We start from the raw sequence: 26,891 nt of genomic DNA, 5'->3' as shown, positions 1-26,891 counted from the left end.
CTGCTGATCGCAGGGGCCTGGTGTTATTGGTTGGATATATTTAAAATTTGTGAGTTGAATGGAAGAAGCCAGAGCGGTTAGGCTCTGGCCTTGCTATCTTTTTATATTTTAGGGTTTTTAATTTCCTGGGTTCTTTCAATTATATCGAGACCCTGCTGTTTTAGCCAGTAAGGAATATCAATGAAAACCCAGTTTTCTGATAATTCCTCTCCTTTACGATAATAAACATCTACAACCTGCATTTCTGCATTGATTTCTCCTCCAGGCAGTCCTAAAAACCCACCAGTTGGAGTGTTTGAAAGATTTGGCCAGCCAAAGAAACAGGCAAAATTTCCTTCAGCCAGGCGGCATACATGACCATTAAATCTTTTATCTTTTAAGTTCTTTCTAAAGGGTAATTGATGTTGTTTCTGATACCTTGGGATTGTATAACTTGCCCCAATACCTGCCGGTCCATACCAGATCATATCGCTAGACCAGGTTTTTTCTAATACTTCTGGCGGACAGTCATTTGATTTGCTTTGATTTAATTTGGAAAGATCATCAACCATTTCATTAACTAATGCCAGTGTTTTCTCCCCTTCTTCTTTAGGGGCATCATCAAAGAGAAGGCCATTATGATCTCTAGGACCAGGATAAACAAAATATTTGCCAGTAGAGGGTGGCAGAAGGTTAATACCTGCTTCCTGCATAAATCCTATAATATCAACAAAAATACCACTCTCTACAATTTTTCCGTCTTCGATACAATTAAATTCTGCATATCTTAAATGATGCATCTTGCCAGTTGGCCTTACACCAAGCCATTCTTCATCGAATAGTCCCATGAAATGACCCATACTAAATACCCACACTCTTTCGCCAAGTTCATTCTGGCCTGCAAAGAAAATATCCTGTCGTCTTTGCATATGCTTTAATGACTTCTTTAATGGCATCCAGAATTCTTCAGCTACTTTATTTTTTGAATTTATTTCCCTAAAAGGGTATACACCTCGCCAGAAATAATTATCTCCTGTATAATTGTTTAATACAGATTCTACTTCTTTTCCACTGGCATTTTCTAGTTCTTTAAAATATTCTCTTACTAGATTTTTTTCATTTTGAAAGCTATTCATTATTTCCCTCCTAGTTTAAATTATAATTGAAATAGTATGACGTAATTGTATTTATCGATTTATTTAGGAAACTGCTTTAGTTGCTGCATTTGGCTTTTTAGCTTTTTCTAAAGTTTCAGGCAGGAACATCCAGAGAACTCCTCCGGCTATAAATACTGCCATAACAACGCTAAATACTCCAGTCATACCGGCAGAAGTATCGGCGATGCCTGTAACAAATGGTAGTGCAAAGGATGAAATGATTCTACCACCATTAAATGAAATCCCAGGTGCCAGGGCATTGAATCTTTTTGGGAATAGTTCTGTATAATATGCTCCCCAGGCTCCAGAGAATCCAAAGTTGAATCCTAATAACAATGATACAACTTTAAATGCAAATTCATTATTAAGACCTAACTGCATATATACGAAAACAAATGCCGCACTCATAATCATACCAATCAGTGGTTTTTTACGCCCAAACTTATCAGCAATGAAACCCCAGACATTATATCCAATAAGCTGTCCTATTCCCTGAAGACTGTAGATGGCACCGGCGGTAGTGGCTGACATACCCAGAACACTAGTTAAATATGTTGTTGCATTATTAGAAAAACCTGAATAGGCAACAAAATTAGCTCCTGATAGTATTATAACACCGATTCCAATCCATAAGTATTTACCCTTATACATATTTAGATAATTTATTTTTTCACCTTTATCACTAGCTTTTTTCTGCATCTTTTCTGTATGGCCTTTATCATCAGGGACAAATAAAAGGATTAATATAGCGCCAACTAACGGTGGTATAACTGCAGTTAATACTAAGAAAAACCAGTTTGAATTACCTAAAAACCCATATAATCTTCCTCCAAAAATCATGGCCAGTGAAAATGTACTTGTCATAATTGCAGTCAATTTTCCACGGTATTTTTGTGGGAACATCTCAATTACTAAAGGAACTGCCGTTCCAAAAACCCCTCCAAGAGCAAGTCCTGTGCTAAAGCGAGCAATTCTCCAGAACCAGAAGCTGGTCGGATGTAAAAGGGGCATGTAAGTTGTTGTACCAATCAGTAATGCTATCCCAATTAATGTTCTTTTCTTGCCAAATTTAGCAGAGAGTTTTCCGAAAATAATTGTTCCAGGAACAGTTGCAAATGACATTACAGCAAAGATTGAGGAGGCCTGTCCCATTGTAAATCCAAAACCACCATCGGCAATGGAAGTTGTCATTATCGGCCTAACAAAGGTATCCAGCATAAAGTTATAACAATAGAAGAAATAGACAACTAATATTGCTCCAAATGCAATAAATCTCTGGGCTTTAGATCTGTCTTTTCCAATAACTATATGTTCTCCATCATATTTTTCTTCATTACTCATTTTTATTATCTCTCCTTTATTTTTTTGTAACCGGTTACATAAGTTCTAAAAAAAAGCCTTTACGGCCTTTTTTTATTCTTCGCTATCTAAATCAGTTGTTTTATCTTCTTTATTTAAATAGATCTGTTTTAAGACATCAAGCCCATCAAAGGTAACCCATTCTTCAAGTACTTTATTATTTTTTACATGAAAGTGTGAGATACCAAGGATTTCAACTGGTTCACCAGTTGGTTCTCCAAAAAAGCCTCTGCCTTCATTTAAGCCTCTTAATTTCCATCTAACTGCTACATCCCACTCATTTTCATCACCTTTTTGATTACAGGTAATTCTATCAATACTATAATTAGCAGAAGGAAAAGATGCAAATAGGCTTACCAGCATACCCTGGATTTGGTCATAACCAGACAGATCTTTATTGCAGATATAATGGATAACTGCATTTTCAGCATAATAATCTTTTACCTGATTAAATAATTTGCATTTATAAATTCTATTAAGCATCTCTTTCATAAATTCTCCAACTGATTCATCATTAGCTTCATATCTCTCAGGGAATAGTTGACCATCTACAGATTCGTCAATTCCAAAGTTGTCCTGGAAATTATCGCTTTGTCTTTCTTTATCTGCCAGGGCTTTTGCAACTTCATGGGGATCGAATCCAAGTTGTTTTATAATCCAGAGATTGTCTCTTACAAGCCATTCTTCATAAATTCTATTGTTTTTAGCAGCGCAGTCAACAGCTGTTCTGAAGTTAACTTTTTTATTGGTTGCTGGACCGAAATTGCTATCTCTTAAGTTTGTAGCAGTTGACATAATTCTATGTGATGATAGATATCCATCTTTTTTATCTTTGGACCAGATAACATTTTGACCTATTAGCTTTCTATCAGGAAATGAATGTAAGGTCTGCAGGGTTCCAGAGATTACTGATTGGATGCCCTTAATATGGTTTGAGCCTGTATGCATTATTACATTATTATGATAAGTGTCATAAATGATCCCGATACCTTTTTCCTCCCAGATATTATGAGTTATTGTTAAAATATAATCAACAAAATCATTATATCTATCATCGAAGCCTTTTAAATTCTGAGAACTTTTACCTCTCTTTATATGATCATTATAATCAAAGTCATCAACTGCATTAACCTTTGAGCTATCGCCATAAAATACAATATTATCTTGATTCATGTTTTCACTCCTATCTTTACTTTTAATTTTATTAGACTCTTTTTCAGGCTCTTTTTTAGTTTCTTTTATTTTATTAGATTTTTTTTTGCTCATGATATCCCTCCAATAATATTTACTTTAAGCACCTAATAGATATAGCAGTATAAATGCTATTACAAAATAAGCTAAAAGTGCATAGGATGCTTTTTCAAATTTTCCTGGCATGATATAGATATTATCCTTAGATTCTTCTAAATTTTCTTCTTCAAAGTATTGTTTTTGTCCTTTAATAGTTAATTTACCTATTTCTTTTTCTTCACCTCCAGTTATAAGACTAATTAAATAACCAATAACTAAAGTAACAGTTACTCCGATTAGATTATTCCACATCCAGAAGACTTCAGTGTTTTGGGCTACCTGTGCAACGACTAAAATTCCTGAAATTAGACCGATAGAGCTTCCAATCTGATTTGCTTTTTTTGTATAAAAGCCGAGAATAAAAACACCTAACATTGAACCTAGCATATAGGAGCCATACTTACTAATTGCTTCAAGTATTGAAAGTTCGGTATTACTGACTAAAAAAGCAAAGAAGGCAATAAATATACCCCAGACAAGAGTTATAATCCTTGATACTCTAAGTGAATCGTTACTTTTGGCTTCTGGATTAATCCATTTTTCATAGATATCTTTTACAAATACTGCAGATATAGAATTTAGAGCAGAATCGATACTGGACATAGCCGATGCAAAAATAGCAGCAACAATAAGTCCTAATACTCCAGAGGGTAAATTATTAATAGCAAAATCTAAAAAGACATTATTTGGATTACTAAATGCCTGGCCTTCAAAATAGACATATAAGATTGACCCCATAAGTAAAAAGATAAACATCTGGAAAAGAGCAACTACACCGCTAAACCAGAGAGAATATTTAACATTCTTCATTGATTTAGCTGTTAATACCCTCTGTACCTGTGCCTGATCGACACCAAAATAGGATAGGTGGAGGATTGTTCCACCCATTAAACCTGCCCAGACAGTATTAGGAGTACTGAGGGAAAGATTAAAGTCTAGAGCACTTAACCTGCCAGCATCACTGGCTAAACTCATGACCTCCATGAAATTATAAGGTACTGTTCTAATTACGATAATAAATGAGAGTATTAAACCTGCCCAGAGAATTAACATCTGAATAACATCAGTCCAGATTACAGCTTTAATTCCTCCCAGGATTGTATAAGCAATTGAAATTACTGTCATTATAGCAATAGTAGCATTAAGAGGCAAAATGGTTATTGAAGACAATACTAAAGCTGGAGCATATACTAGTGTTCCAACAACCATAATCATTTTAAAAATAAAGGCTACAGACATAAGGGTTCTTGTTAATGGTCCAAACCTTTCTTCTAAATACTCATAAACAGATGTTACTCCACTATTGTAAAAGAATGGAGCTAAAACTCCTCCAATAAACCACATAACTAAAGGAATATTAAGATTTAATACTATTGAAAATAATCCTTCCTGGTAAGCCCAACCTGGTGCACCAATAAAGGTTACAGCGCTAACCTGAGTTGCTATTACAGATAAGCCAATAGCCCACCATTTAAAAGTTCTCCCACCTTTAAAATAGTCATCCTTTGTTTCATTGCTTTTGCCTAATTTAACGCCTAGCCAGATTATAAATACTATAAAAAAAACAATTACTAGCCAATCTAAATTACTGATTGAGATTACCTCCTTTTTATGTGAAACCGGTTACATTATTTAGTAAAAAAATACTGGGTATTGTAAAATTAAACTTAAAAAGGTTTTATGGTTTTATGATTTTATTAACTTTTCTGAGCCTTTTAATTCAGGAGCAAGATTAAGTTCAATATTTTTTCTTTGACCTTCAGGGTTTTTAATTCTTTCAAGCAATAACTCTACTGCGAGTTCTGAAACTTCATGTACTGGAATCGATACAGTAGTAATGTTATAACCGATCTTATTATAATAACTTAAATCACCATGACTTACTAGAGATATATTATCTTCTACTGGCATATTTCTATCTTTATAAGCTTTTAAAACCCCCATGGCTAATATGTTACTGGATGTATAGATAGCAGTATAATAATCTTTATCAATTATTTCTTTAGCTATAGAGCAACTTTCTTCGATTGTGATATCATTGACAAAGTAAAAGTCTGTCATATCAATCTCTTTTCCGAATTCCTGTAATGTATTAATTATGCCCTGATACCTCTTCTTTTCATAATTTAACTTTAAAGGAGTACATAAGTAAGCGATTTCTTCATGGTTCTCTTTTATAAGTATTTCAACACACTTTGAACTGATCCTTTCTTCTGAATAATAAATATGATCATATTCATTATTTGTCTCATCATCAGAAACTATTACTACTGGAACATCTAGCTTATTAAGATTACTCATGTTATTAAAGTTTGTTTCAGGTGATTTTACATAAATAACGCCTCCAATACTTTTATTTTTCAATTTACCAATAAGGTCTTCTTCTAATTCTGGATTATGATCTGTAATATAGAAAAGCAGGCTCATATTATTTTCAAATAACCTGGTATTGATCTCTTTAATAATATTAATATATAAGGGGTTATCAGAGGGAACAATTAAAGCAATATTATTATTTAAACCTAAAGATAGATTGCGAGCCCTTTCATCTGGAGAATAACCAAGCTCTTTAATTATTTCTTTTATCTTTTCCCTGGTTTCATCGCTAACATTATCTTTATCATTAATGACTCTGGAGACAGTTGCCTTTGAAACATTAGCTTTTTCTGCTATATCTTTAATTGATATTTTCATAATATCACCATTTCAAGTTTATAATAAAAAGATTCAGAATTTATGATCGTGAAATATGTTTGTGTAACCGGTTACACAAACGAGAATATCATATTTATTTTTATTTTTCAAGAGAAATGATAAAAAAATTTAAAAAGTTTAATAAAAAAACCAGAGCGGTTAAGCTCTGGCTTTTAGCTTTAGTCTTTAGTTTTTGGGTCTAGTACGTCTCTGAGGCCATCACCGACTAAGTTGATTGAGAGGACTGTTAGAACTATGGCGAGGCCGGAGAATGTGACTGGAAAGTGGTTTACCCGGATGAATTCTCTGGCCTGAGCGATCATGTGGCCCCACTCTGGTGTTGGTGGCTGGACTCCAAGTCCTAAGAAGCTTAAGCCTGCAGCTACCAAAATTGAGGAGGCCATATAAAGGGTTGCCTGGACTATTACTGGATTGATAGTATTTGGAATTATATGTCTGACTATTATTCTTAAATCTGAGCTACCAATAGCTTTTGCCGATTCTATAAATTCGTTCTCCATTACACTTATTACTGAGCCTCTGATTAAGCGAGCAAAATGGGGGATAAAGGATATTCCCAGTGCTATCATTAGATTCCAGATACTGACACCAAGTGCTGAAACTATTGCCAGGGCTAAAAGTAATGACGGCAGGGATAACAGGACATCCATTAAGCGCATGATGATATTGTCAATGATCCCGCCATAAAAGCCTGCTATTAAGCCCAGGGCGCAACCTATAATTACGCCGATACCTACAGATACGAAACCTATATTTAAGGATATCCTGGCGCCAAAGATCAGGCGACTTAGGACATCCCGGCCATAGAGATCGGTTCCTAAAGGATGTTCCCTGCTCGGTTCTTCCAGTCTCTGCATCATATCCTGCTCGATTGGATCATGGGGTGCTATAAATGGAGCGAAGATAGCAGAGAGTGCAATAATTATGAGGATAACTAATCCTAATACTGCTTTTTTATTTCTAAAAAATTGTGTTCTTAATGCTCTTAGCCTGCTTTCTGTTTCTGGAGCAGTCCGGCCTTCCTGACTATCTCTTCTCATATTACATCTCCTCACTTTTAATATTAGCGTCTATGATATTTATTTTCAGATTAATTTTATTCATATTTCACCTGTACCCGGGGATCAAGATAGGCGTAAGCTATATCGACTGCTGTATTGACCAGGGCATATGCTATTGCAAAGACCAGAATTGAGCCCTGAACAACAGGGAAGTCGTTGGCTCTAATTGAGTCGACGATTAATCTACCCATTCCTGGCCAGGCAAAGACTGTTTCTGTTAAAACTGCGCCTGCTAACATCTGGCCAAACTGGAGGCCTAAAATTGTAACTACTGGTATTAAGGCATTTCTAAGGGCATGTTTATAGTTAACCAGGCGTTCAGATACACCTTTTGCTCTGGCTGTTCGGACATAATCTTCATTTAAGACATCTAACATGCTTGAACGGGCAATCCTGGCAATTGTGGCTGTTGTTACCGATGCCAGGGCGATTGTAGGCATGATAAAGTTACGGATATCCCAGGCCATACCTGACGATGGCAGCCAGCCCAGGGTTACTGAAAATATTAATATTAACATAATTCCTGTCCAGAATACTGGCATCCCGACCAAGACAAATGCCATACCCGTGAAGAGGTTGTCAAGCCAGGAGTTCCGGTAAACTGAAGATATTACTCCGATTGGTATGCCTACAAATATAGCAACTAAGACACCTGCTGCTGCTAGTATCAGGGTATTTGGAAATCTCATCTGGATCTCCATCAGGACCGGCCTTCTTGATCTTAGGGAACGGCCGAAATCACCCTGTAAGATCTGGCCTGCCCAGTTTAGGTACTGGACTGGAACTGGTTGGTCCAGGCCCATTCTGGCCCTTAGGTTTTCTACCTGTTCTTCTGGTGCCCGTTCACCGAGCATTAATAGTGCCGGGTCACCTGGAGTTATGTGCATTAATAGAAATACCAGGATTGATACTGCGATGATTACTGGTATTAAAGAAAGGAGTCTTTTTACTACATATTTCCACATGGATAAACCACCTTTCAAGTAATTTCAGTTTTTATAATAAGAGTAAAGCGATAGACGAAAATACATGCCTATCGCTTTTTTATATTTAATTTTAGGTTGATTTTTTTATTTTAATTTCTTGTATGATCCCTTAGTCTAATGTGACCTGACTTAGATCATGATGGCCTGCTGGATGTGGCTCAAAGTTCTGAACATTATCCTGAAGTCCGTGGACATCATCTTCATTGACTAAGAAGATCCAGGGTGCTTCATCTCTTATGATTTCCTGGGCTTCGATATAGGCAGTTTCTCTTTCATCTTCATCGACTAAGAGTCTACCGTCATCGAGATAATCGTCTACATCAGGATCAGACCAGAAAGTTCTGTTTCCTGGATGGCCGTACTGGCTGCTATGGAATAGTGAATATAGACCATAATCTGCATCACCGGTTACTGTAACCCAGCCAAGTACGAACATGTCATGTTCACCTTCGCCAGTTCTTTCCAGATAATCTCCCCATTCTAATACATCAACGCTGATGTCAATATTAAGATCACTCAGGTTATCCTGGACAAGTTCTGAAACCTGAAGTCTCTGGGATTCATCATTAGTATAAATTGTTGCTGAGAAGCCATCTTCATAACCTGCTTCTTCCAGTAATTCCTGGGCTCTATCTGGATCATGCTCATATGGCTCCAGATCTGGATGGGCTCCCCAGACTAGTTCTGAAATTGGACCGGTGGCTCTGCTGGCCTGGCCTTCATATACCTGGTCAACTATTGGATCTGTATCTACTGCGTAATTGATTGCCTGACGGACTCTAACATCATCAAATGGTTCTCTATCTGCGTTAAAACCGATATAGGTTGTTGAAAGGGTTTCGGACTGGATAATTTCGACACCTGGGTCTTCATCGAGTCTTTCTACATCAACTGGTGGAACGTCAAAGGCGATATCGACTCCGCCTGTCTCTACTTCGATTGCTCTAACTGTACTCTCTTCTACTGTTCTAAATGTTAAATTCTCTATATTGGCTTCTTCGCCCCAGTAGTTGTCATTTCTTTCAAGGGTTATATAGTCGCCACTCAACCATTCTGCAAATTCATATGGCCCGGTACCTATTGAGGTTGTGATTCCATAATCTTCGCCGGCCTCTTCGACTGCTGTTTCATTTAAAATGCTGGTTGAGGTATGAGATAAATGACTTAATAAAGGTGTGAATGGCTCTTCTAATTCTAATCTAATGGTATAATCATCGACTACTTCAATATCGCTTAACATGTCAAGAAGGAAAGCAGAGTCTGACGCCATATCTGGATCAATCAGGCGTTCATAGGTGAATTTTACGTCATCTGCTGTAAATTCTTCGCCGTTATGGAAATAGACGCCTTCTCTTAGTTCAAATTCCCAGGTTACATCGTCAACCTGTTCCCAGTCAACTGCTAAACCTGGTTCTAATTCTAGATCTGGAGTCTGATGAATTAAAGTATCATAAATATGAGCTCTAACCTGTGCTGAAGGCTGATCATTTTCGCCCTGAGGATCCATGGTGGTTCTGGTTGCACCCTGGGCGACTGTCAGTTCGTCATCCTGAGCCTGAACTTCTTCTCCAAGCATAAAGCTAAGAGACATTACCATTACTGCTGCTAAAGCTAAAACTAAGATTTTCTTCAAGTTCATCCCTCCTTAGAATTTTTGAGCATGGTATCTTGAAATTTTAAGCTAATAATAGCTTAAACTATTGCGACTATTATTATACCAAAAATAGTTATTTAGCACAAATAAATCTTAAGTGCTATATTATTGCTATTTGTTATTGATGTTAGTTGTTTTTATTTAATTAATTTTTGTTAATTTGGTTTATTTAGGTGTCTTGATCTGGCAGTAAAAACATTTAGCATTCCGCTCTCCTGCATTAGCTTTCTCTTTAAAAACCCGCCAATTCCTCCATCCATTGATGTATCCATATCTACTGAATCGTCCATCCATTTCATTGAACCGGCAGTTGATTTGAGTTTTTCTCCCCTTGACAGAGTAAAGGTCACAACTGGCATTGTCTCTCCAAAGATTTCATATTTAATTTTGATTACCTCCCTAATTTTATGTGAGATCATATTGATTGTAATTTTAAATCTGCTGGTTAATATATAATTAATTGCTAATAGGTTTTCTACTGCAAACCTATTCTCTTCTATTCTTTCATTCAAATATTTTTCCTGAACTTTAAGCACTGGCAGGAAATCAAACTAAGATTTCTTTGATCTGCTTTTATTTTTTATTAATTTATGTTAATATTAATTAAATGGATAATTTTATTGTAGTAATTAGAGGTGAAATTTTAAGCAGATGTTCAAATATACTTTAACCATCAAGTAAATTAAAATTTTTAGCAAACTGGTTAGAGTATTATACCTATATACTTCCATGATTTAACATTTTATAATAAAGAGGGATTGTAGTTCTCTCCTATTGTTTAACTCTTAACTGGTTTGCAGACCGGTATAGTTAGACATTAAGGAGGGATTTTTTTGTTATTATTAGAAGCAATAGAAATTGAAAAATGGATTGGAGCTAGAAAATTATTTTCAGGTATAAATTTCAAGATTAATCAGGGTGATAGAATTGCCTTAATTGGCCGTAATGGTACTGGTAAGACCACCCTGCTAAAAATATTATTAAACCAAGAAAATGATTATAGTGGCAGGATAATAGATAAATGCAGAACTGCCTATCTACCACAGGAATACAATTATCTGCAAGGCCAAACAGTTGAAGAGTTTATGACTGAAAAGACTAATAATTATGGTAAGTTTATTAAATTAATGAAGAAGTTTGGATTTGAGACTGATTTTTTAGATAGAAATATTGCTGACTGCAGTGGTGGCGAGCAGACGAAGCTTCAATTGGTTAGACTCCTTGCTAAAGAGGAAGTAGATTTATTAATTTTAGATGAGCCAACCAATCATCTTGATTTAAAGACCCGGGACTGGCTTACTACTTTTTTAGATCAATTTCAGGGAGCCGTTATAACAGTTTCTCATGATCGCCATTTCCTGGATAAGGTAGTTGATAAAATCTGGGAGTTAGACCAACAAGAAATTAAAACTTACACAGGAAACTACAGTGATTATAAAGAGCTTAAGGAACTGGAAATTCAAAAGAAATATAAAGAATATGAGAAATATCAGGCAGAGAAAAAACGCCTGGAGAAAAGAAAACGCAAACAGCAGCAACTGACTCAAAAGACTGACTCGAAGGGTAAAAGAACTGATTCTTTCTGGCGTGTAACAAAGGGAGCAGATAGTCGTAAAGGTCGCTTTGCTAAAAGGGTTAAAAGTTTAAAAAGTCAGCTGGAAAAGCTTAATGAGAAAGAAAAGCCATATGAACATCGCAGGATCAATCCAGATTTTGAGCGACAGGTGATTCATGATTCTATCATTGTTGAAGTAAAAAGGTCTTAGCAAGTCTTTTCCCAATCTCAATCTTTTTACAGATATTAATTTCAGAATCTATAAAGATAGTAAAATTGCTCTATTAGGTGCGAATGGCACTGGAAAATCAATATTATTAAAAATAATTCTAGGTGAAATCAATAAAAATTCTGGCTTAATTAAAAGAAGTGGTCAGCTGAAAATCGGGTATTTCTCTCAAAAATTAGAAAACCTGGACCCTAATAAATCTTTGCTAGATGAACTTAAATCTAAAAATCCTGATAAGGATGAAGAAATTATTAGAACATTTTTAGGGTCTATGCTCTTTGAAGGCAAAGAAGTTTTCAAGCAGATAAAGGATTTAAGTACTGGTGAAAAGGTTAGAGCTGCATTTTCTAACCTCCTATTAGGCAAATTCAATCTACTTTTATTAGATGAGCCCTTAAATCACCTTGATATAAATTCAAGACAGATTATTGAAGAGGCATTAAATAATTATAATGGTGCTTTTCTGGCCGTTAGCCACAACCGTTATTTTATTAAAAAAGTTGCCTCAGAGATCTGGCATCTTGATCAGGGTGGCCTTGAAATATTCAAAGGTAGTTATGATGAATATGAGAAATATAGAGGTGGTAATGTTAATAATCAAAAAAACCTTGATGAAATTGTCATTAAGATGAAAAGAGCTGAACTCCTATCTAAGCTGGAGGATGCAGGTCCCCAGGAGAAAGAAGAACTTATCATCAAACTAAATAATTTAAATAAATAAAATCAAAGCTAGTTTTATTCGGATTTTAGGCAAATATCAACTAATTACTGGCTGGCAAGTTTTTGAAATGGTTTTTCACAAGGGACCTATATATATACTGATTATAAGTCAAGGGATCTTCTTTCTTGGAAGACTATTTCCAGGGGGACCGGCGAGAATTTGCCCCCCGGTTTTTAGATGACGTCTACTTTCCGCTGGAAGTATTTTTACTTAATGCAATTCTTTGCCAGTAATAACTTGCCCTTGACTAATAAATCAGCTCCCAAACCTGTTCTCTTCGATTCTTTCATTCAGATATTTTTCCTGAACTTTAAGCATTGGCAGGAAATCCAGGTATTTATCAACAGTTTTTGCATGGACTCTGGTCCGGAGATCAGGATCTTTGTTAAATAAGAGCTGACCTTCTTTAAATACTTGATAGGCCAGTAAATTAGGGGCTTCATTTAGAATTATAAGGTCAATATCATTGCCTGCCAGCGGCTGGAGTTCGACGATTAGATCACTTCTATAGCCGAAGGGGCCAGCTGCTGGCTTTTTATCTTCATCAATGTAAATTGCCAGGTCGATATCGCTTAACCTGGTATCCTGATTTCTGGCCACAGAGCCATATATATATGCAAATATTATTTCGTCTTTTTGATAGAGATGATCTTTAAGCTGCTCTAACCGGGCTTCTTTCATATTGCTGACACCTCTTTCTGATTATGGCTTTTTGTTTTAGAGGACTTTTGTATGAGTTTATTATATCACAATTATTTTGAATTACTGAAAATTATTTATAAGCAAATTTTTATTAGGTTGATAGTTTTTAATTATTGTCCATAATCTGCATCTGGATATATCTTTGCAGGGTCTTTTAGATAATAGAGATTGGACAGGCCATAGCGATGTGCTTTCTTGATTAGGCCATATTTCTCGAGGCTTTTTAGCCAGGTTCTGATACTTCTATCAGATACTCCTAATTCACTGGCAAGCTGCATCTGGCCCGGGTAGCAGTAGCCACTATCCCAGCAATAGCTAACCAGTACTGCATAAAGAATTTTTGCCTGGGCTGTAAGGTTCGGGTCTTTTAGAATATTATTATCTAATTTTGTAAAGTTCTTCATAGGAGAGCTATATTCAATTGCTTCTGATATTTTTGCCTCTGGATTAGTTGTTTCTTGCTCGATATTAATTTTTATCACCCCATGATATTTTTGATGGATTAATTATAAACTGGACCAGTTATTATAATAGTAACAGACCTGGCTATTATTTGGAATAATAGGTGGGAGCATTGAATGAAATATTTATTGCTGGTTTAAGTTGAGGTGGGTGGCTTAATGAATTCTGATGATAAAAAAATAGCCAGGTGTCTGGACCTGGTGTGGGTTGATAGTGGGTTGGTACTGGGTTAATACTGGGTGGCTACCGAGGTGATACCGGGGTGATATAATACTGGAGTAGGGTTGATGTAGGGTTGGTGTAGGGTTGATGATGGGATAGTTATATTTCAGGATCAGGATTGGTTTTATCTGTAATTAATTCTATCAGGTTTGATTGGGATTTAATAGGGGTGGTGGGAGCATTGAATGAAAATTTATCTGGCAGGTTTATAATGTTAGCTTTCTAGAATTTATTTTTAAGTAACAAGCAGCTTCCCTTATAAAAACTTTTCTCCAGGTTTATTAAGGAGTCTTATAGATTTTATTGAGGCTGCTTGTGAGCAAATTGATTGAGTTGTGAATTAATGAATAATTACGATTTCCGCATCAACAACGCCGAACCAACAGCGCCAATGATTAAGCCTGCAAACCCTGATATAATAATTTGTTGGCGAATCTGACGGATACCTGTTAGGCTTTCACCAATTTCTTCAAGCAAGTTTTCAGGTACAGTTATTAAATTACTAATTCCTATATAATCTCCAGCTACTCGACCGAAAACTAAATATCCAAAGACCAATCCGACCAAACCAAAAATAAGACCCCAGACTATAACTTTTTGTACCATCTTACTCATCTCCTTTTCCTCAATCTCAGTTGGACAAGCATTTGTAATACACAATAGAATTATTGCTATACACTCTAATAATATCCCTGATTTTGGAATTTGTCAATATAGCTAAGGTATTATTTTTAGTTAATTCATCTGGAAATTAAGTTGAATATATTTAACATAGTTAGCACACCTTAAATATAATTGATCTTTATTATATAACTACTCCTGCCACATCTTTAAGCAATGTTGAACATGCCACTGGTAATAATCCTCTTTACTATCTTGCCTCATTTTAATTTGGTATATTGAATGGAGTTATAAATTTATTATTTATAGCTTGATTAAAAATTAAAATTAATTTATAATTAACTCAAATTTCAACTATTGAGGTATCTATTGAGAGTAACGCAATCCTTTTTATAACAGGAGGATAAATACATGGATCCAGGAATAATTTTTATTATATTTTTCTTAATTTTTTTAATTGTAATGTTTATCATAGAACCTATTCGGATAGATATAATTGCCCTATCTATTCCTGTAATTTTAGTGCTGACTAATTTCTGGACAGAAGTTAGCCCTACAGAGGCCATATCAGGGTTTTCTAGCTCGGCAACAGTCACCATTGGGTCTATGTTTATCATTAGTGCAGGTGTAGAAAAGAGCGGTATTATCCAGGCTCTAGGAGATAAAATATCTAAATGGACTGGAGATAGTGATTTTAAACTGCTTTTTTTTATTATTTTATTTGCAGGTTTAATTGCAGGGGTCATTAATAATACTCCTGTTGTGGCATTATTTATCCCACTGGTAATCGGAATTGCCAGACGTAAGAATAGTTCGCCTTCTAAGTTTTTAATACCTCTTTCCTATGCTGCAATGATGGGAGGTTTAACAACCTTAATTGGAACATCTACTAATATTTTGGCCAGTGATATCTTAGCTAGAAGGACAGGAGAAGGTTTTTCCATGTTTGAATTTACTCACCTGGGATTATTAGTGTTATTCATCGGGGCTATTTATATGTTGTTTTTAGGTAGAAAAATACTTCCAGATAGAATAAAACCTGAAGTTGAGGTGACAGAACAGTTTAAAATGGGAGAATATCTGACTGAAACTATAATCAGAAAAGATTCTCCACTGATTGGAAAGACTCTGGAAGAAACTGAGCAGAGAATGGATTTTGATTTGAATATAATTCAATTAAATCGATCTGGAGAAAAATTTTTAAAACCTCTTACTAATAAAACTATTCAAGAAGGCGACCATCTCATTGTAAGGACCGATCCTAAAAATCTTGTCAAATTGATCAGGACACATCGCATGAAAATAAGTTCGGAAACACCTACCCGAGAAAGTTTAAATGTCAAAAAAGAAAGCCAGAGTCTAGTGGAAATTGTATTGCCATATGGTTCTTTTCTGGAAGGCCAAACTCTGGAGGAAGTTAATTTTTTGGAAAACTATGAATGTGATATATTAGCTATTCGTCAGGGCGAAGAATTAACACATAAAAGAATGGGAGATATCACTTTAAAGGCTGGTAATGTGTTGCTGCTGACTGCAGGAGAAAAGACCATTGAGCGGTTGAAAAAAGATAGAAATTTTATTGTTTCCAGTGAACTTATCAGTAAGGAATATCGCCCTTCCAAAGTAATAACATCTCTGGCTATTCTGGCCGGAGTTGTTTTGTTAGCTGCTTTAAATATTGTACCGATTGTAATTTCTTCTTTAGGTGGAGTGATTGCGATGGTAGTAACGAATACTTTAAAACCAGTTGAATTATCAGAAGCAATTAACTGGAATGTAATTTTTCTTTTGGCTGGTTTAATTCCTCTAGGAATCGCTATGGATAATACTGGTACTGCTGAATTCATGGCCAGACAGGTACTGCGGTTGGAAGGCATGCTCTCACCACTAATGTTTTTGATGGTATTTTATTTTCTGACTGTTATTTTTGCAAATTTAATTGGTAATAATGCCAGTGTCATCTTGATGTTACCTATAGCTCTAGATGCTGCCGGCCAGCTAGGATTAAATCCCCTGGCATTTGCCCTGGCAGTTACTTTTGCAGCCAGTTCAGCCTTTTTAACTCCTATGAGTTATCAGACAAATATGATGGTATACGGTCCTGGAAATTATAAATTTCAAGACTTTTTCTGGACAGGATTGCCTTTACAGTTAATCCTTCTGTTTGTTGTTCCTCTATTGATAAATCTATTTTGGGGGTTATAATGTTACAACTTTTTTACCCATGTCTAACAGATACTATAACTTCCATAACATCTCCAACTTTCTCGATAATATCAGCCAGGTCAGAAATATTTTTAATCAGATTGCGATGTGAAAGTTTTTCTGCTGCATCTAATTCTTGGTTTTGACCAATTTCTCTAATCATTTCTTCTTCTATATCATCAAGTTTTGATTCAATTTCTTCAAGTTGTCGGGCATAAACTAGAGCCTGATTCATCTCTATAAATAAAAGTTTTAGGCCATCAATTAGTTTTTCAAATTGTTCCAGGAGTAGTTCCTGCATTTGCCTGGCTCTGTCTAAATCAAGATAGGTAAACTTTAATCTTAAAAATATAATTTCATCAATAATATCTTCTGAGAAATCAGCTATATCATCAATCGACTCTACTAAATTTAAAATATCACTTCTTGTATTAGGCATTAACCTGCCATCTAAAATACTGGTGATTATTTCCCGCCTTAGTTTATCAGCCTTACTTTCATATTCATGCACAGTATCGATAAGCACCTTAACTTCATGGCTTTCTCCCTCTTCTAAATATAGAAAAAGGGCCTCTAAGGAATTGGCCATACATTTGCCTACTAATTCTGTTAAATCAACTAAATTTACTTCCAGTTTATCAGATTCTTTGAATAGTTTTATCATTTTTAAACCCCCAATCACATATATCCCAAAATAATTAAGAAAACTAACTTCCTATTATGCTAAGCCTTGATTAAAACTTGATTGCTATCATTAAATGAAGGCATTGAAATTTGATTTACTGTGCGATTATAAATGTATGATATTACTTTATCTGCTGAAGTATTTATTACATCCTCTGGTTGCAAATAGGTTTCTCTAAATATTCCTTTAAGATATGAGATATTACCGACCTGTTTACAGAAGTGGGCATCACTGTTGAATGCCAGGGGAACATTATTCTTTCTGGCCAGGTTAATTAATTTTACAGTAGCCATTCTATCAGCCCTGCTAAAGTTCTTGGCCGGGTTATAACTGCTTGCATTAATTTCTAAGATAACTTCATTATTTTTACAGGCCTCAACTATTTCCCCAAGATCCAGCGGGAAATTACTATTGACTGGATGACTGAGCATATCGATATAACCTCTTTCCACTGCTTTAATCACTGCCTCAGTATATTCAACTTTATCTTTTAGATTATGGCCTGTTTTATCATGGATACCGGCTGCTACAAAATCTAATTTATTTAGATACTCCGATGAAAGATCCAGTTTACCTCCTTTTAAGATATTAGCTTCAACTCCCTTTAATATCTTAACGCCATATAATTCTTCAGGTAAAATACATAGGTTGCCAAAGTAATATTCATGGGGACCATCTGGCATTGCCGGTCCATGGTCTGTGATTGCAATTAATTCCAGACCTTTTTTTGAAGCTTCTCTAGCTATTTCATCAAGGGTCGAATAGGCATGGCCGCTATGAACTGTATGGGTATGCAGATCTGCTTTTATTTCTATCATTTTAATCTACCTCCTTTTTATCTTGATTTTATTATAACCTATTAATGTTACGCTTATATTTAATTGGTGTTAACATAATGTTAAATAATGGTTTCAGCTATTGAACAAGTTTTCAATTTTTTTAATCTATATATGGGTTATAATTAAATGATGATCTTTCTGATCCTGGCAGAGAAGAATTCTGAAAATAAAACTAAAGATAAAATCATCATAAAAATAATTATTGCATCTGGCCATTTAAGACCTAAGATTGCTTCATTTAACTGCAGGCCTATGCCTCTAGCTCCAACAAGTCCGACTACTGTAGATTCTCTAATATTTATATCCCAGCGATAGATTGATGTCCCAATAAAAGTAGGAAATACCTGAGGAACTACTGAATAAATCAGAGTAGAAAACTTGGATGCTCCTGTTGCCGCAACTGCCTCTACCTGGTTTTTATCTATCTCTTCTATGCTTTCATAGAGCAATTTCGAGACAAAACCAATTGATCTAAATGAAATAGCTATTATACCTGCCAGAACACCTGGACCTAAAATTATTACAAGTATAATTGCCCAGATTAATGAACTAACAGATCTAGATGTTACAATTATTAAAAGAGCAAAATACCTTAAAGTTGGGTGGGGGGTTGTATTTTCGGCTGCTAGATAAGCAACAAATAATGAAAATATTACTGCTGCCAGTGTTCCAATAGTAGCTATTGTAATTGTATCCCAGATTGGCCGTAAAAGTTCAAAAAAATAAGGCCAATTTGGTGGAAACATTCTAAATAATAATTTGGAAGCCTGTTCTGCTCCATCATATACAAAGGGCCACATGGTCCGGGCTGATAGTATGTTCCAGCAATAAATAAAAAGCCAGATTCCTGCTGCCCAGAATAATAATTCTTTTAATACTCGGCTAATCCCCTTTAGTTGCCAGTTATAATCATTACTCGACATTTTAAAACTCCTTTCAATTTAAATAATCCCTTACTCATTAACTTTTTTTCTTATAAAAGAAGAAAATAATTCTCCTAGCATTACAATTGCAATCATTACTATTAAAATTGCTGAGGCTGAGTCAAATTCATAACGGTCAAAAGCAGCATTTAAAGTTGTGCCAATTCCACCAGCCCCGACGACTCCTATTACAGCTGATGCTCTAAAATTTATGTCAAGTCTATAAACTACCAGACCTATAAACCGGGGCAGCACCTGGGGAATAATTGCATAGTTCATTAATTTTGGCCAGGAGGCACCGGTAGCTTTTATAGCCTCTACCTGGCTCCAATTTATATCTTCAATTTCTTCTGCTAAAAGTTTAGCTATAAACCCAATACTGCTAAAGGTAAGTGTTAAAACTCCAGCCATTGGTCCAAAACCAATGATTACTACAAAAAAGATGGCAATAACAACTTCTTGAAAACTTCTTGAAATTACAATTACTGCCCGGGAAATATAATAAATTGGTTTAGGGGAAATATTTTCAGCTGCCCCAAAGGCAAAGGGAATAGAAATTATAACTCCAAATACTGTTGCAATATAGGTCATTGTTAAACTTTCTAAAATACCATCAATAATAGAGCTGCCCCTGGAGAAAAAATCTGGTCTTAGAAAATCTGCAAAGTAACTCTGGCTTCTACTCAAGCCCAGTAAGATCCGCTGGGGATCAATCCTTAATGAAATAAAAGTTAAAATTAAATATGCAGTAAGCAATGAAAAAATTAAATATCGTAAATTTTTACTTTTAATTAGACGAGGACGCTGCCAGGTGTAATCTTCGTTGTTCTTCGTCAACAATATCATTACCCCCTTGTTGAGCTCTTTCGTCATCATTACTGTCATCATCATCTTCACTTAATTTTTCCCAATCTTCTTCTCCATAAATAGTAGTCAGTGTTTTCTTATTTAATTCTGCAGGGCTACCATCGAATACAATTTCACCCTGTCTCATCCCAATTATTCTACTAACATATTCTTTAGCCAAACTGACATCATGGATATTGATTAAAGCTGCAAGTTCTCTTTCTCTGGCTAATTCAGTAATTAAGCGCATGATCTGTCTTGAAGTTTTAGGATCAAGGCTGGCAGTTGGTTCATCAACTAATAGAAGTTTTGGGTCTTGAATTAAAGCTCTAGCTATACCAACTCTCTGTCTCTGGCCTCCTGAAAGTTGATCGGCTCTTTTAGTGACATGATCTTTTAAACCTAATCTTTTTAAGAGTTGATACGCCTGATTAATATCTTTCTGAGGAAATTTCCTGAGCCAGGCTCTCCAGAAAGACACATATCCAAGCCTGCCTGATAAAACATTTTCCATTACAGTTAATCTTTCTACTAAGGCATATTCCTGAAAAATCATCCCGATTTCTCTTCTTTTATTCTTAAGTTCCTTTTTGTCTAGCTCTTTAATGTTTTGATTCTGAAGAACTATATCTCCAGCTGTTGGCTCAACTAAGCGATTAATACAGCGAATTAATGTGGATTTGCCGGCACCAGATGGACCGATTACTGCTGTAATTTCTCCTTTATTTAATTTAATGTTAACACCACGAAGAGCTAAATCTCCTCCTGGATATTCTTTATGCAAACCATTAATCTCAAGCATAATTTTCCCCTTTCTATATTAAGGTTACCGGATACCCTAAGAGGTAAGGCATCCGGCAACTAAAATCAGATAGTTTTTAATTAATAATTACTTGTATTCTACTCCATTTGCCTTATCAATAGTTCTAATTACTTCCCAGTATGTCTTATAATCTATTGGAATAAACTTATCTTCACTAAATTCTTCATCTAAGCTTGTATCTTCCCAGTCAAAGGTCATGAAAGCTTTTTTGATTTCTTGTGCTAAGCCTGGATGCAGGTTATTGACATATGTGTAAGCTGTAGTTGGAAAGGTCTGAGATTTATAAATTGTCTTTATTTCTGAAGTATCAATTGCTCCATTGGCAGCCATTCTATTCATAACTGAGTTTGCAATTGCTGCAACTTCATAATCTCCATTATAGACACCCATAATTGAGTTATCATGACGGCCACTAAATGTTGTTTCATAGTCTTCGCCTGCTTCAAAGCCCATTTCAGATTTTAAAATTGCAGAAGGAGCTTTAAATCCTGAGTTAGATGTCTGAGAAACAAAGGCAACTGTCTTGCCTTCAAGATCCTCTAAACCTTCCAGTTCACTATCTTTTTGGGTAATAACTTCCATTTCATAACCAAAACTGCCATCCTCATTTGCCATCATTGCAAAGGGGACAACTCCTGCAGTATTTACAGCAAAAGGAACACTTCCTGTATTAACCCCAGCAATATGAATTCTACCAGCCCTTAAAGCTTCTAACTGAGCAGCATAGTTTTCAACTGCATAAAACATAACTTCTTTGCCAGTTACTTCAGCCAGATGATCTAAAAAATCTGACCAGGCGGTTTTATAAACTGATGGTTCTTCAACTGGTGTGTAGGAAAAAATTATTTGGTCTGGATTAATCCATTCTGACTCATCAGCAGGGACATCAGCAACTAAATCACCATCATAATCAACAAAACCTTCTGCCAGGTCACCATGATCTACCTGTTCTGCAATAACAACGCCAGTAAAAATTAGAACTGAAAGAACTAAAACTGTAAATATTCCACCAAATTTTTTCATCAATTAATACCTCCAATTAGTTTTGTTTTTCTTATTTCACTTATAATTATTTCATCTTAATGTTTCAATAAGATTTCGTATTTGTTAACAAATTGTTAATTAAATGTTAAAAACCTGGCCTAATATAAAAACGGCCAGGGCTTTTTAAGCCTGACCGCAAGGGTTTAGAGAACTTTTGATGTAGTTTAAATTTTAGCGATAATTATCTATTGTCTTAAATAATAGATTTTTCTTTATTGGTTTAGCCAGGTGATCATTGAAGCCTGCAGCTAAAGATTTTTCAACTTCATTATCTAAGGCATATGCTGTCAGGGCAATAATTGGGGTTAGATTCTCTCTATCTCTTTCTAACTTTCTGATCCTTTTTAGGGCCTGATAACCATCTACTTCTGGCATTTGAATATCCATTAAAATTAAATCAACTTTATTTTCTTTAAATTGATCGATTGCCTCCTGGCCATTAGTAGCAATTATTAAGTCATCGCCAGTCTTTTTCATATATAATTCAATCAATGTCCTGTTGTCTGGATTATCTTCTGCTAATAAAATACTTAATTTTTTATTTGAATTAACTATATTCTTTTTAGCTTCTTTTTTCTCTGGTGATTTTATCTCGCAGGACAAAACCTCACAGATAGAATTATACAATGCCTGTCTTTTTACTGGCTTTGTTATTTTTATATTTAAATATTTTTCAAAATTAGTATACTGGTATTCTTGTTCGTAATCAGATGTCAGCATGATTATTGGTATATTAATCAGCTTCAAATCTTCTTTAATCATTTTTGCTAACTGATAACCATTAATTTCTGGCATAAAAAAGTCAGTTATTATTAAATCATAATCCTGATCTGATTTTAGATGTTCTAAAACTTTCCCAGGATCCTGAAATTTTTCTATTCTAGCATTTAAAAAGCTTAGATTTTTATCAAGGATCATTAAATTTGTGTTATTATCATCTACAATCAAAATTCTTTTTGAGGTAAGATCAAGGTTTTTATAAGTAGAAAAAATCTTGTTATCTTCATTTGATAATTTAAAGGGAACTTTAAATGAAAAGGTACTGCCTTCTCCATAGGTACTTTCTAATTCCAGGCTGCCATCGATCATTTCTATTAATCTCTTTGAAATTGCAAGTCCTAGGCCAGTTCCCCCGTACTGCCGGGTATTAGAGGAATCAACCTGGGTAAAGCTAGAAAAGATTTTTTTCTGATCTTCAGGCTTAATCCCGATCCCTGTGTCCCTTACTTTGAATTCTAAAATTGCAAAGTCATCCTGGTTTTTGCTCATATATTTATCTAAAGATATTTTTAACTCAACTTCACCTGCATCAGTAAATTTAACTGCATTTCCTAATAAATTAATCAAAATCTGTCTTAACCTATTTGCAGGTCCTTTCAAGTTTTTAGGTACATCATTATCAATAAAGTAGAGAAATTCTATCCCCTTATCAAAGGCCTGCTTGGCAAATAAATCTACTAGAGAATCTGTTAATTGATTTAAACTAAATTCTAGTTCTTCTATTTCGATCATTCCTGATTCTATCTTAGATAGATCAAGGATATCATTAATCAAGTTCAATAAATTATCACTGGCATTGATTAATATTTCAAGATAATTTTTTTGCTGATTATTTAAATCTGTATCAGATAAAATTTCAGCCATACCAATAATTGAGTTCATCGGTGTTCGAATTTCATGGCTCATTGTTGCTAAGAACTCAGATTTAGCCTTAGAAGCCTGAACTGCCTCTTCCTGGGCCTGCTTCAGTTCAAAATTCTTTAACTCCAATTCTTTAGCGTATTCTTTCCGTCTTTTCTCAGCTTTTTTCTGCTGGGTGATATCATAATTTATCCCGACCATAATTTTATCTGAGGTTTCAAAATCAGTAAAGATCCTACCAAAGGCTTTAATATATTTAATTTCTCCAGCAGGGGTTAAGACTCTAAATTCATCCTGATAATCTTTATTTTGACTAACTGCATTTTTAAATTTATTATTAGTTGCTTCTCTATCCTCAGGATGGATATTATCTACCCATTGTTTATACTGATTATTTTCAGTTTCCTTCGCCATTTCATATAATTCAAACATATTGTCATTCCAGTAAAGGTCATCACTTTTTAAGTTTAATTCCCAGATGCCGATACCTGCACTGCTGGTAGCTAACTCTAATCTATTCTTTAATTTTTTAACCTGCTTTTCTGATTTTTTTCTGCTGGTTATATCTCTTGCGGTACCAACAATCTTGACTACTCTTCCATTTTGAATTACTGGTGATAATGATGTCGACCAGTATTTTTTGCCCCTGGGCAGGTCTAATTCCTCTTCATATTTAATATTTTCTTTTTTCTTTAAACATAATCGATAATTTTTTTCAAGGATACTACCAAATTCTTCTCCAAAGACTTCAATCGGTGTTTTACCTTTAATATCTTCAGTCTTAAGCCCTGTTAATTCCTCATGGGTTCTATTTAACTTAAGAAATCTTATTTGATCATCTTTATCCACATCTAATAAGAATATGGCATCATTGGTATTATTAAAAATTATTTCATATTGCTGCTCAAGGGTTAAATTCTCAGTCATAAGAAATCTCAACCGTATTTACATAAGATTCCAGTTCGTTGATTAACTGCCTGATTTCTATAGTATTACTTTCACTTGCCAGATCTTCAATCTTTTTACCGATTTCACTGATATAATCAAAGCCATAACTTCCACCGGCACCTTTAAGCTGATGGCCAATCTGTTCTATTTTTTCATATTTTTTATTGGCCAGACTTTCTTTTAAAACTTCAATATCTGATTCTCTATTCTTAAAGAATAGGGGAATTATTCCTTTTAGGTCAGAATCTACAACAACGGTTTCTTTTTTCTCCATTATTATCACCTCTAATTATTTTGACTGGCAATAACCGTCTGGTTTCTACCATTTTCTTTTGCCTGATAAAGAGCATCATCTGCTAATTTTACTATAGTTTCTCCGTCCTCATTATTTTTAAGATTAGAAACTGCTGCCCCAATACTGACAGTTACATGACCTGCTACCGGGGAATCATTGTGCTCAATCCCAAGATTTTCAATCGCCTGTCTAATCCTTTCAGCCACTTCATATATACCTTCTCTATCAGTATCAGGTAGAATCACAACGAACTCTTCACCGCCATAGCGAGCAGCTAAATCCCCTGGCCTAAAAACAGTCTCTGAGATAGTTGAAGCTACCTTTTTTAAACAGTCATCTCCTGCCTGATGTCCATATAAATCGTTATAATTTTTAAAGTTATCAATATCAATCATTAGTATGCCTAACTTTTTATCTTCCCTTGCCATTCTTGCTGCTTCCTTTTCTAAAGCTTTATCGAAATATCTCCGATTAGAAAGCCCTGTAAGCCCATCAATCGATGCTAATTTATTTAGTTTTTTATTAGCATTTTGAAGCTCTATTGTTAACTTCTCCAGTTCTTTTTCTCTAGCTATTCTCTTTTTCACAGCCTGCCTTAACTTGAGAGCTGACCGTACCCTTGCTTTTAATTCTACAGTAGATATTGGCTTAGTAATATAATCCATTGCCCCTGCGGCAAAGGCATTCTTTAAGGTTTCCTTATCTTCTCTGCCTGTGACCATTATAATTGGAACTTCATCTAGTTTATATTCTTTTTTTAATATTGAGCAGATCTCAATACCATTCATTTCAGGCAAAATAATATCTAATAATATTAAATCATATTCTTCACCAGATTGTAGCTTTTTATCTACCATGGCAAGGGCTTCCTGGCCATCAGTAGCAAAGCTTAAACTGTCATAATTACAGCTCTTTAAAATTTGCTCAAGAAATACCCTGATACTTTCAGAATCATCTACTATTAGTATATCCATTTATATCTCCTCGTATAATATTACTCTACAAAATTTTTAGTAGTTCAATTGTATCATTATTGATAATCGATAGCAATATATTTAGGTGAATTAATAATTTAACTGGCAAGCCAGAGTGATTATATAATTAAAATCTAACAATAAAATTTGTAGTCCAAATAAAAAAAGTCCCCTTGATAGTTTATCACTAAGGGGACTTTAAGTATCTTTCACTAATTTAGCTGTCTTAGACTCAAGTTTTATTAGAACCTGACCAGTTTTCATATCTTAATCATCTCACAACACCTCCTGATAACTTTTTATTTAAAAGATCTGACCCTGATAATTCTTTAAGCCGTTCTGGATATGCTCTTCTCGAATGTCTTCGCCGTTGTTTAGCTTAATCTTATCATCTCTTTTTAAATTAAATAGATTCATTATATTTAACATATTTATCACTCCTTAAATTTTTATATTTTTATTATAGAAAATTCTGACCCTGCTTTAGACAATCTTGAACATGCTGCTGATAGAAATCTTCTCTGTGATCTTCTTTCAGTTTAATTTCTTTATTGTCTAACTTTAAAATATTGTTTAGGAAACCCACTTCGATCACCTCCTTAAATTTATTTTTACTATTTGTCTATATTATAAACCTAAAAATTAAATTTGTCAAGTATTAAATTAATATTTTTAATAAAATAATTAAGATATTCAATTAGCTATTTAACAGGTTAAAGCGTTTGGGGTTGATTAATTTACATGTAAAAAGCCTATAAACCTTTAAAATACAGGGTTTACAGGCTTTTTATAAAAGTACAGATAGGATTAGCATTAGTTCTAATATTAATAAAATAATTTTTTAAAATTAATTTTTTAAATATATAAATTAATTATTTTGCTTAATTGTAAAATGAACTTGAACTAATTAAAAATTTAATAAAAAAGTGCCCATAGTGGCCCAAACTGTAATATA

At 34.6% G+C, this 26,891-nt stretch carries 26 protein-coding genes; 3 read left to right on the top strand and 23 right to left on the bottom strand.

Features of this window, described 5'->3' with window-relative positions:
- Positions 1–101: 101 nt before the first annotated feature.
- From I0Q91_RS00130 to I0Q91_RS00090, 9 genes are all read right to left on the bottom strand, one after another.
- Entirely contained in the window at positions 102–1,115 is a 1,014-nt protein-coding gene (locus tag I0Q91_RS00130; protein ID WP_270452085.1) for an ester cyclase, read from the bottom strand.
- Positions 1,116–1,178: 63 nt separating this feature from the next.
- Complete coding sequence (locus I0Q91_RS00125) at positions 1,179–2,477, bottom strand: MFS transporter (protein ID WP_270452084.1); 1,299 nt, start codon at positions 2,475–2,477, stop codon at positions 1,179–1,181.
- A 72-nt stretch (positions 2,478–2,549) separates the two neighbouring features.
- A complete protein-coding gene (locus I0Q91_RS00120) occupies positions 2,550–3,761 on the bottom strand; it encodes an ester cyclase (RefSeq protein WP_270452083.1) in 1,212 nt (403 codons plus the stop codon).
- Positions 3,762–3,785: 24 nt separating this feature from the next.
- On the bottom strand, positions 3,786–5,330 hold the full coding sequence (locus tag I0Q91_RS00115) for a sodium:solute symporter family transporter (protein WP_270452814.1): 1,545 nt from the start codon (positions 5,328–5,330) through the stop codon (positions 3,786–3,788).
- A gap of 141 nt (positions 5,331–5,471) precedes the next feature.
- Positions 5,472–6,479: a LacI family DNA-binding transcriptional regulator gene (locus tag I0Q91_RS00110; RefSeq protein WP_270452082.1), complete on the bottom strand. Its 1,008-nt coding sequence runs from the start codon at positions 6,477–6,479 to the stop codon at positions 5,472–5,474.
- Between the two features lie 179 nt (positions 6,480–6,658).
- Complete coding sequence (locus I0Q91_RS00105; protein ID WP_270452081.1) at positions 6,659–7,540, bottom strand: ABC transporter permease; 882 nt, start codon at positions 7,538–7,540, stop codon at positions 6,659–6,661.
- A gap of 56 nt (positions 7,541–7,596) precedes the next feature.
- Entirely contained in the window at positions 7,597–8,526 is a 930-nt protein-coding gene (nikB, locus tag I0Q91_RS00100) for a nickel ABC transporter permease (RefSeq protein WP_270452080.1), read from the bottom strand.
- Positions 8,527–8,656: 130 nt separating this feature from the next.
- Entirely contained in the window at positions 8,657–10,180 is a 1,524-nt protein-coding gene (locus I0Q91_RS00095; protein ID WP_270452079.1) for a glutathione ABC transporter substrate-binding protein, read from the bottom strand.
- 176 nt (positions 10,181–10,356) lie between these two features.
- On the bottom strand, positions 10,357–10,737 hold the full coding sequence (locus I0Q91_RS00090; RefSeq protein ID WP_270452078.1) for an AIM24 family protein: 381 nt from the start codon (positions 10,735–10,737) through the stop codon (positions 10,357–10,359).
- Between the two features lie 297 nt (positions 10,738–11,034).
- On the opposite strand from I0Q91_RS00090, the gene I0Q91_RS00085 reads away from it, so the two are divergent.
- Together I0Q91_RS00085 and I0Q91_RS00080 are read left to right on the top strand one after the other, a co-directional pair.
- Positions 11,035–11,967, top strand: coding sequence for an ATP-binding cassette domain-containing protein (locus I0Q91_RS00085; RefSeq protein ID WP_270452077.1), 933 nt, complete (start codon positions 11,035–11,037; stop codon positions 11,965–11,967).
- Between the two features lie 34 nt (positions 11,968–12,001).
- Positions 12,002–12,706: an ATP-binding cassette domain-containing protein gene (locus tag I0Q91_RS00080; protein WP_270452812.1), complete on the top strand. Its 705-nt coding sequence runs from the start codon at positions 12,002–12,004 to the stop codon at positions 12,704–12,706.
- 255 nt (positions 12,707–12,961) lie between these two features.
- Here I0Q91_RS00080 and mntA read toward each other — a convergent pair whose 3' ends face one another.
- The 3 genes from mntA to I0Q91_RS00065 all read right to left on the bottom strand — a co-directional run bounded on the left by mntA (position 12,962) and on the right by I0Q91_RS00065 (position 14,707).
- Complete coding sequence (gene mntA, locus I0Q91_RS00075) at positions 12,962–13,387, bottom strand: type VII toxin-antitoxin system MntA family adenylyltransferase antitoxin (RefSeq protein WP_270452076.1); 426 nt, start codon at positions 13,385–13,387, stop codon at positions 12,962–12,964.
- Positions 13,388–13,518: 131 nt separating this feature from the next.
- Positions 13,519–13,890: a helix-turn-helix domain-containing protein gene (locus I0Q91_RS00070; protein ID WP_270452075.1), complete on the bottom strand. Its 372-nt coding sequence runs from the start codon at positions 13,888–13,890 to the stop codon at positions 13,519–13,521.
- A gap of 553 nt (positions 13,891–14,443) precedes the next feature.
- Positions 14,444–14,707 carry a hypothetical protein gene (locus I0Q91_RS00065; RefSeq protein WP_270452074.1) on the bottom strand — a complete coding sequence of 88 codons (264 nt, stop codon included), beginning with the start codon at positions 14,705–14,707 and terminating at the stop codon, positions 14,444–14,446.
- A gap of 417 nt (positions 14,708–15,124) precedes the next feature.
- Between I0Q91_RS00065 and I0Q91_RS00060 the strand changes: the two genes are divergently transcribed.
- Positions 15,125–16,918, top strand: a complete 1,794-nt coding sequence (locus I0Q91_RS00060; protein WP_270452073.1) for an SLC13 family permease — start codon at positions 15,125–15,127, stop codon at positions 16,916–16,918.
- Positions 16,919–16,931: 13 nt separating this feature from the next.
- Here I0Q91_RS00060 and I0Q91_RS00055 read toward each other — a convergent pair whose 3' ends face one another.
- The 11 genes from I0Q91_RS00055 to I0Q91_RS00005 form a co-directional block, all read right to left on the bottom strand.
- Complete coding sequence (locus tag I0Q91_RS00055; protein ID WP_270452072.1) at positions 16,932–17,582, bottom strand: DUF47 domain-containing protein; 651 nt, start codon at positions 17,580–17,582, stop codon at positions 16,932–16,934.
- Positions 17,583–17,641: 59 nt separating this feature from the next.
- Positions 17,642–18,421, bottom strand: a complete 780-nt coding sequence (locus I0Q91_RS00050; RefSeq protein WP_270452071.1) for a phosphatase — start codon at positions 18,419–18,421, stop codon at positions 17,642–17,644.
- 143 nt (positions 18,422–18,564) lie between these two features.
- A complete protein-coding gene (gene phnE / locus I0Q91_RS00045) occupies positions 18,565–19,365 on the bottom strand; it encodes a phosphonate ABC transporter, permease protein PhnE (RefSeq protein WP_270452070.1) in 801 nt (266 codons plus the stop codon).
- A 30-nt stretch (positions 19,366–19,395) separates the two neighbouring features.
- Positions 19,396–20,202 carry a phosphonate ABC transporter, permease protein PhnE gene (gene phnE / locus I0Q91_RS00040; RefSeq protein ID WP_345790915.1) on the bottom strand — a complete coding sequence of 269 codons (807 nt, stop codon included), beginning with the start codon at positions 20,200–20,202 and terminating at the stop codon, positions 19,396–19,398.
- Entirely contained in the window at positions 20,153–21,013 is an 861-nt protein-coding gene (gene phnC, locus I0Q91_RS00035) for a phosphonate ABC transporter ATP-binding protein (protein WP_270452067.1), read from the bottom strand. Before phnC ends, phnE (I0Q91_RS00040) begins: the two co-directional genes overlap by 50 nt.
- An 87-nt stretch (positions 21,014–21,100) precedes the next feature.
- Positions 21,101–22,057: a phosphate/phosphite/phosphonate ABC transporter substrate-binding protein gene (gene phnD / locus I0Q91_RS00030; protein ID WP_270452066.1), complete on the bottom strand. Its 957-nt coding sequence runs from the start codon at positions 22,055–22,057 to the stop codon at positions 21,101–21,103.
- A gap of 192 nt (positions 22,058–22,249) precedes the next feature.
- The gene (locus tag I0Q91_RS00025; RefSeq protein ID WP_270452065.1) at positions 22,250–24,646 is read right to left on the bottom strand and encodes a response regulator; all 2,397 of its coding nucleotides are present in this window, start codon (positions 24,644–24,646) and stop codon (positions 22,250–22,252) included.
- Complete coding sequence (locus tag I0Q91_RS00020; protein ID WP_270452064.1) at positions 24,639–24,941, bottom strand: Hpt domain-containing protein; 303 nt, start codon at positions 24,939–24,941, stop codon at positions 24,639–24,641. The genes I0Q91_RS00025 and I0Q91_RS00020 overlap by 8 nt, the downstream gene beginning before the upstream one ends.
- Before the next feature lie 11 nt (positions 24,942–24,952).
- Positions 24,953–25,936, bottom strand: coding sequence for a GGDEF domain-containing response regulator (locus I0Q91_RS00015; protein WP_270452063.1), 984 nt, complete (start codon positions 25,934–25,936; stop codon positions 24,953–24,955).
- A 303-nt stretch (positions 25,937–26,239) separates the two neighbouring features.
- On the bottom strand, positions 26,240–26,365 hold the full coding sequence (locus I0Q91_RS00010; RefSeq protein WP_270452062.1) for a hypothetical protein: 126 nt from the start codon (positions 26,363–26,365) through the stop codon (positions 26,240–26,242).
- A gap of 31 nt (positions 26,366–26,396) precedes the next feature.
- The gene (locus I0Q91_RS00005; protein ID WP_270452061.1) at positions 26,397–26,522 is read right to left on the bottom strand and encodes a hypothetical protein; all 126 of its coding nucleotides are present in this window, start codon (positions 26,520–26,522) and stop codon (positions 26,397–26,399) included.
- Between the last annotated feature and the right edge of the window lie 369 nt (positions 26,523–26,891).

The organism is Halonatronomonas betaini (genome assembly GCF_015666175.1).
GTDB classification, from domain to species: domain Bacteria; phylum Bacillota; class Halanaerobiia; order Halanaerobiales; family Halarsenatibacteraceae; genus Halonatronomonas; species Halonatronomonas betaini.
Note: the sequence above shows the minus strand (reverse complement) of the source record. Positions and strands in the feature narration are given on the sequence as shown.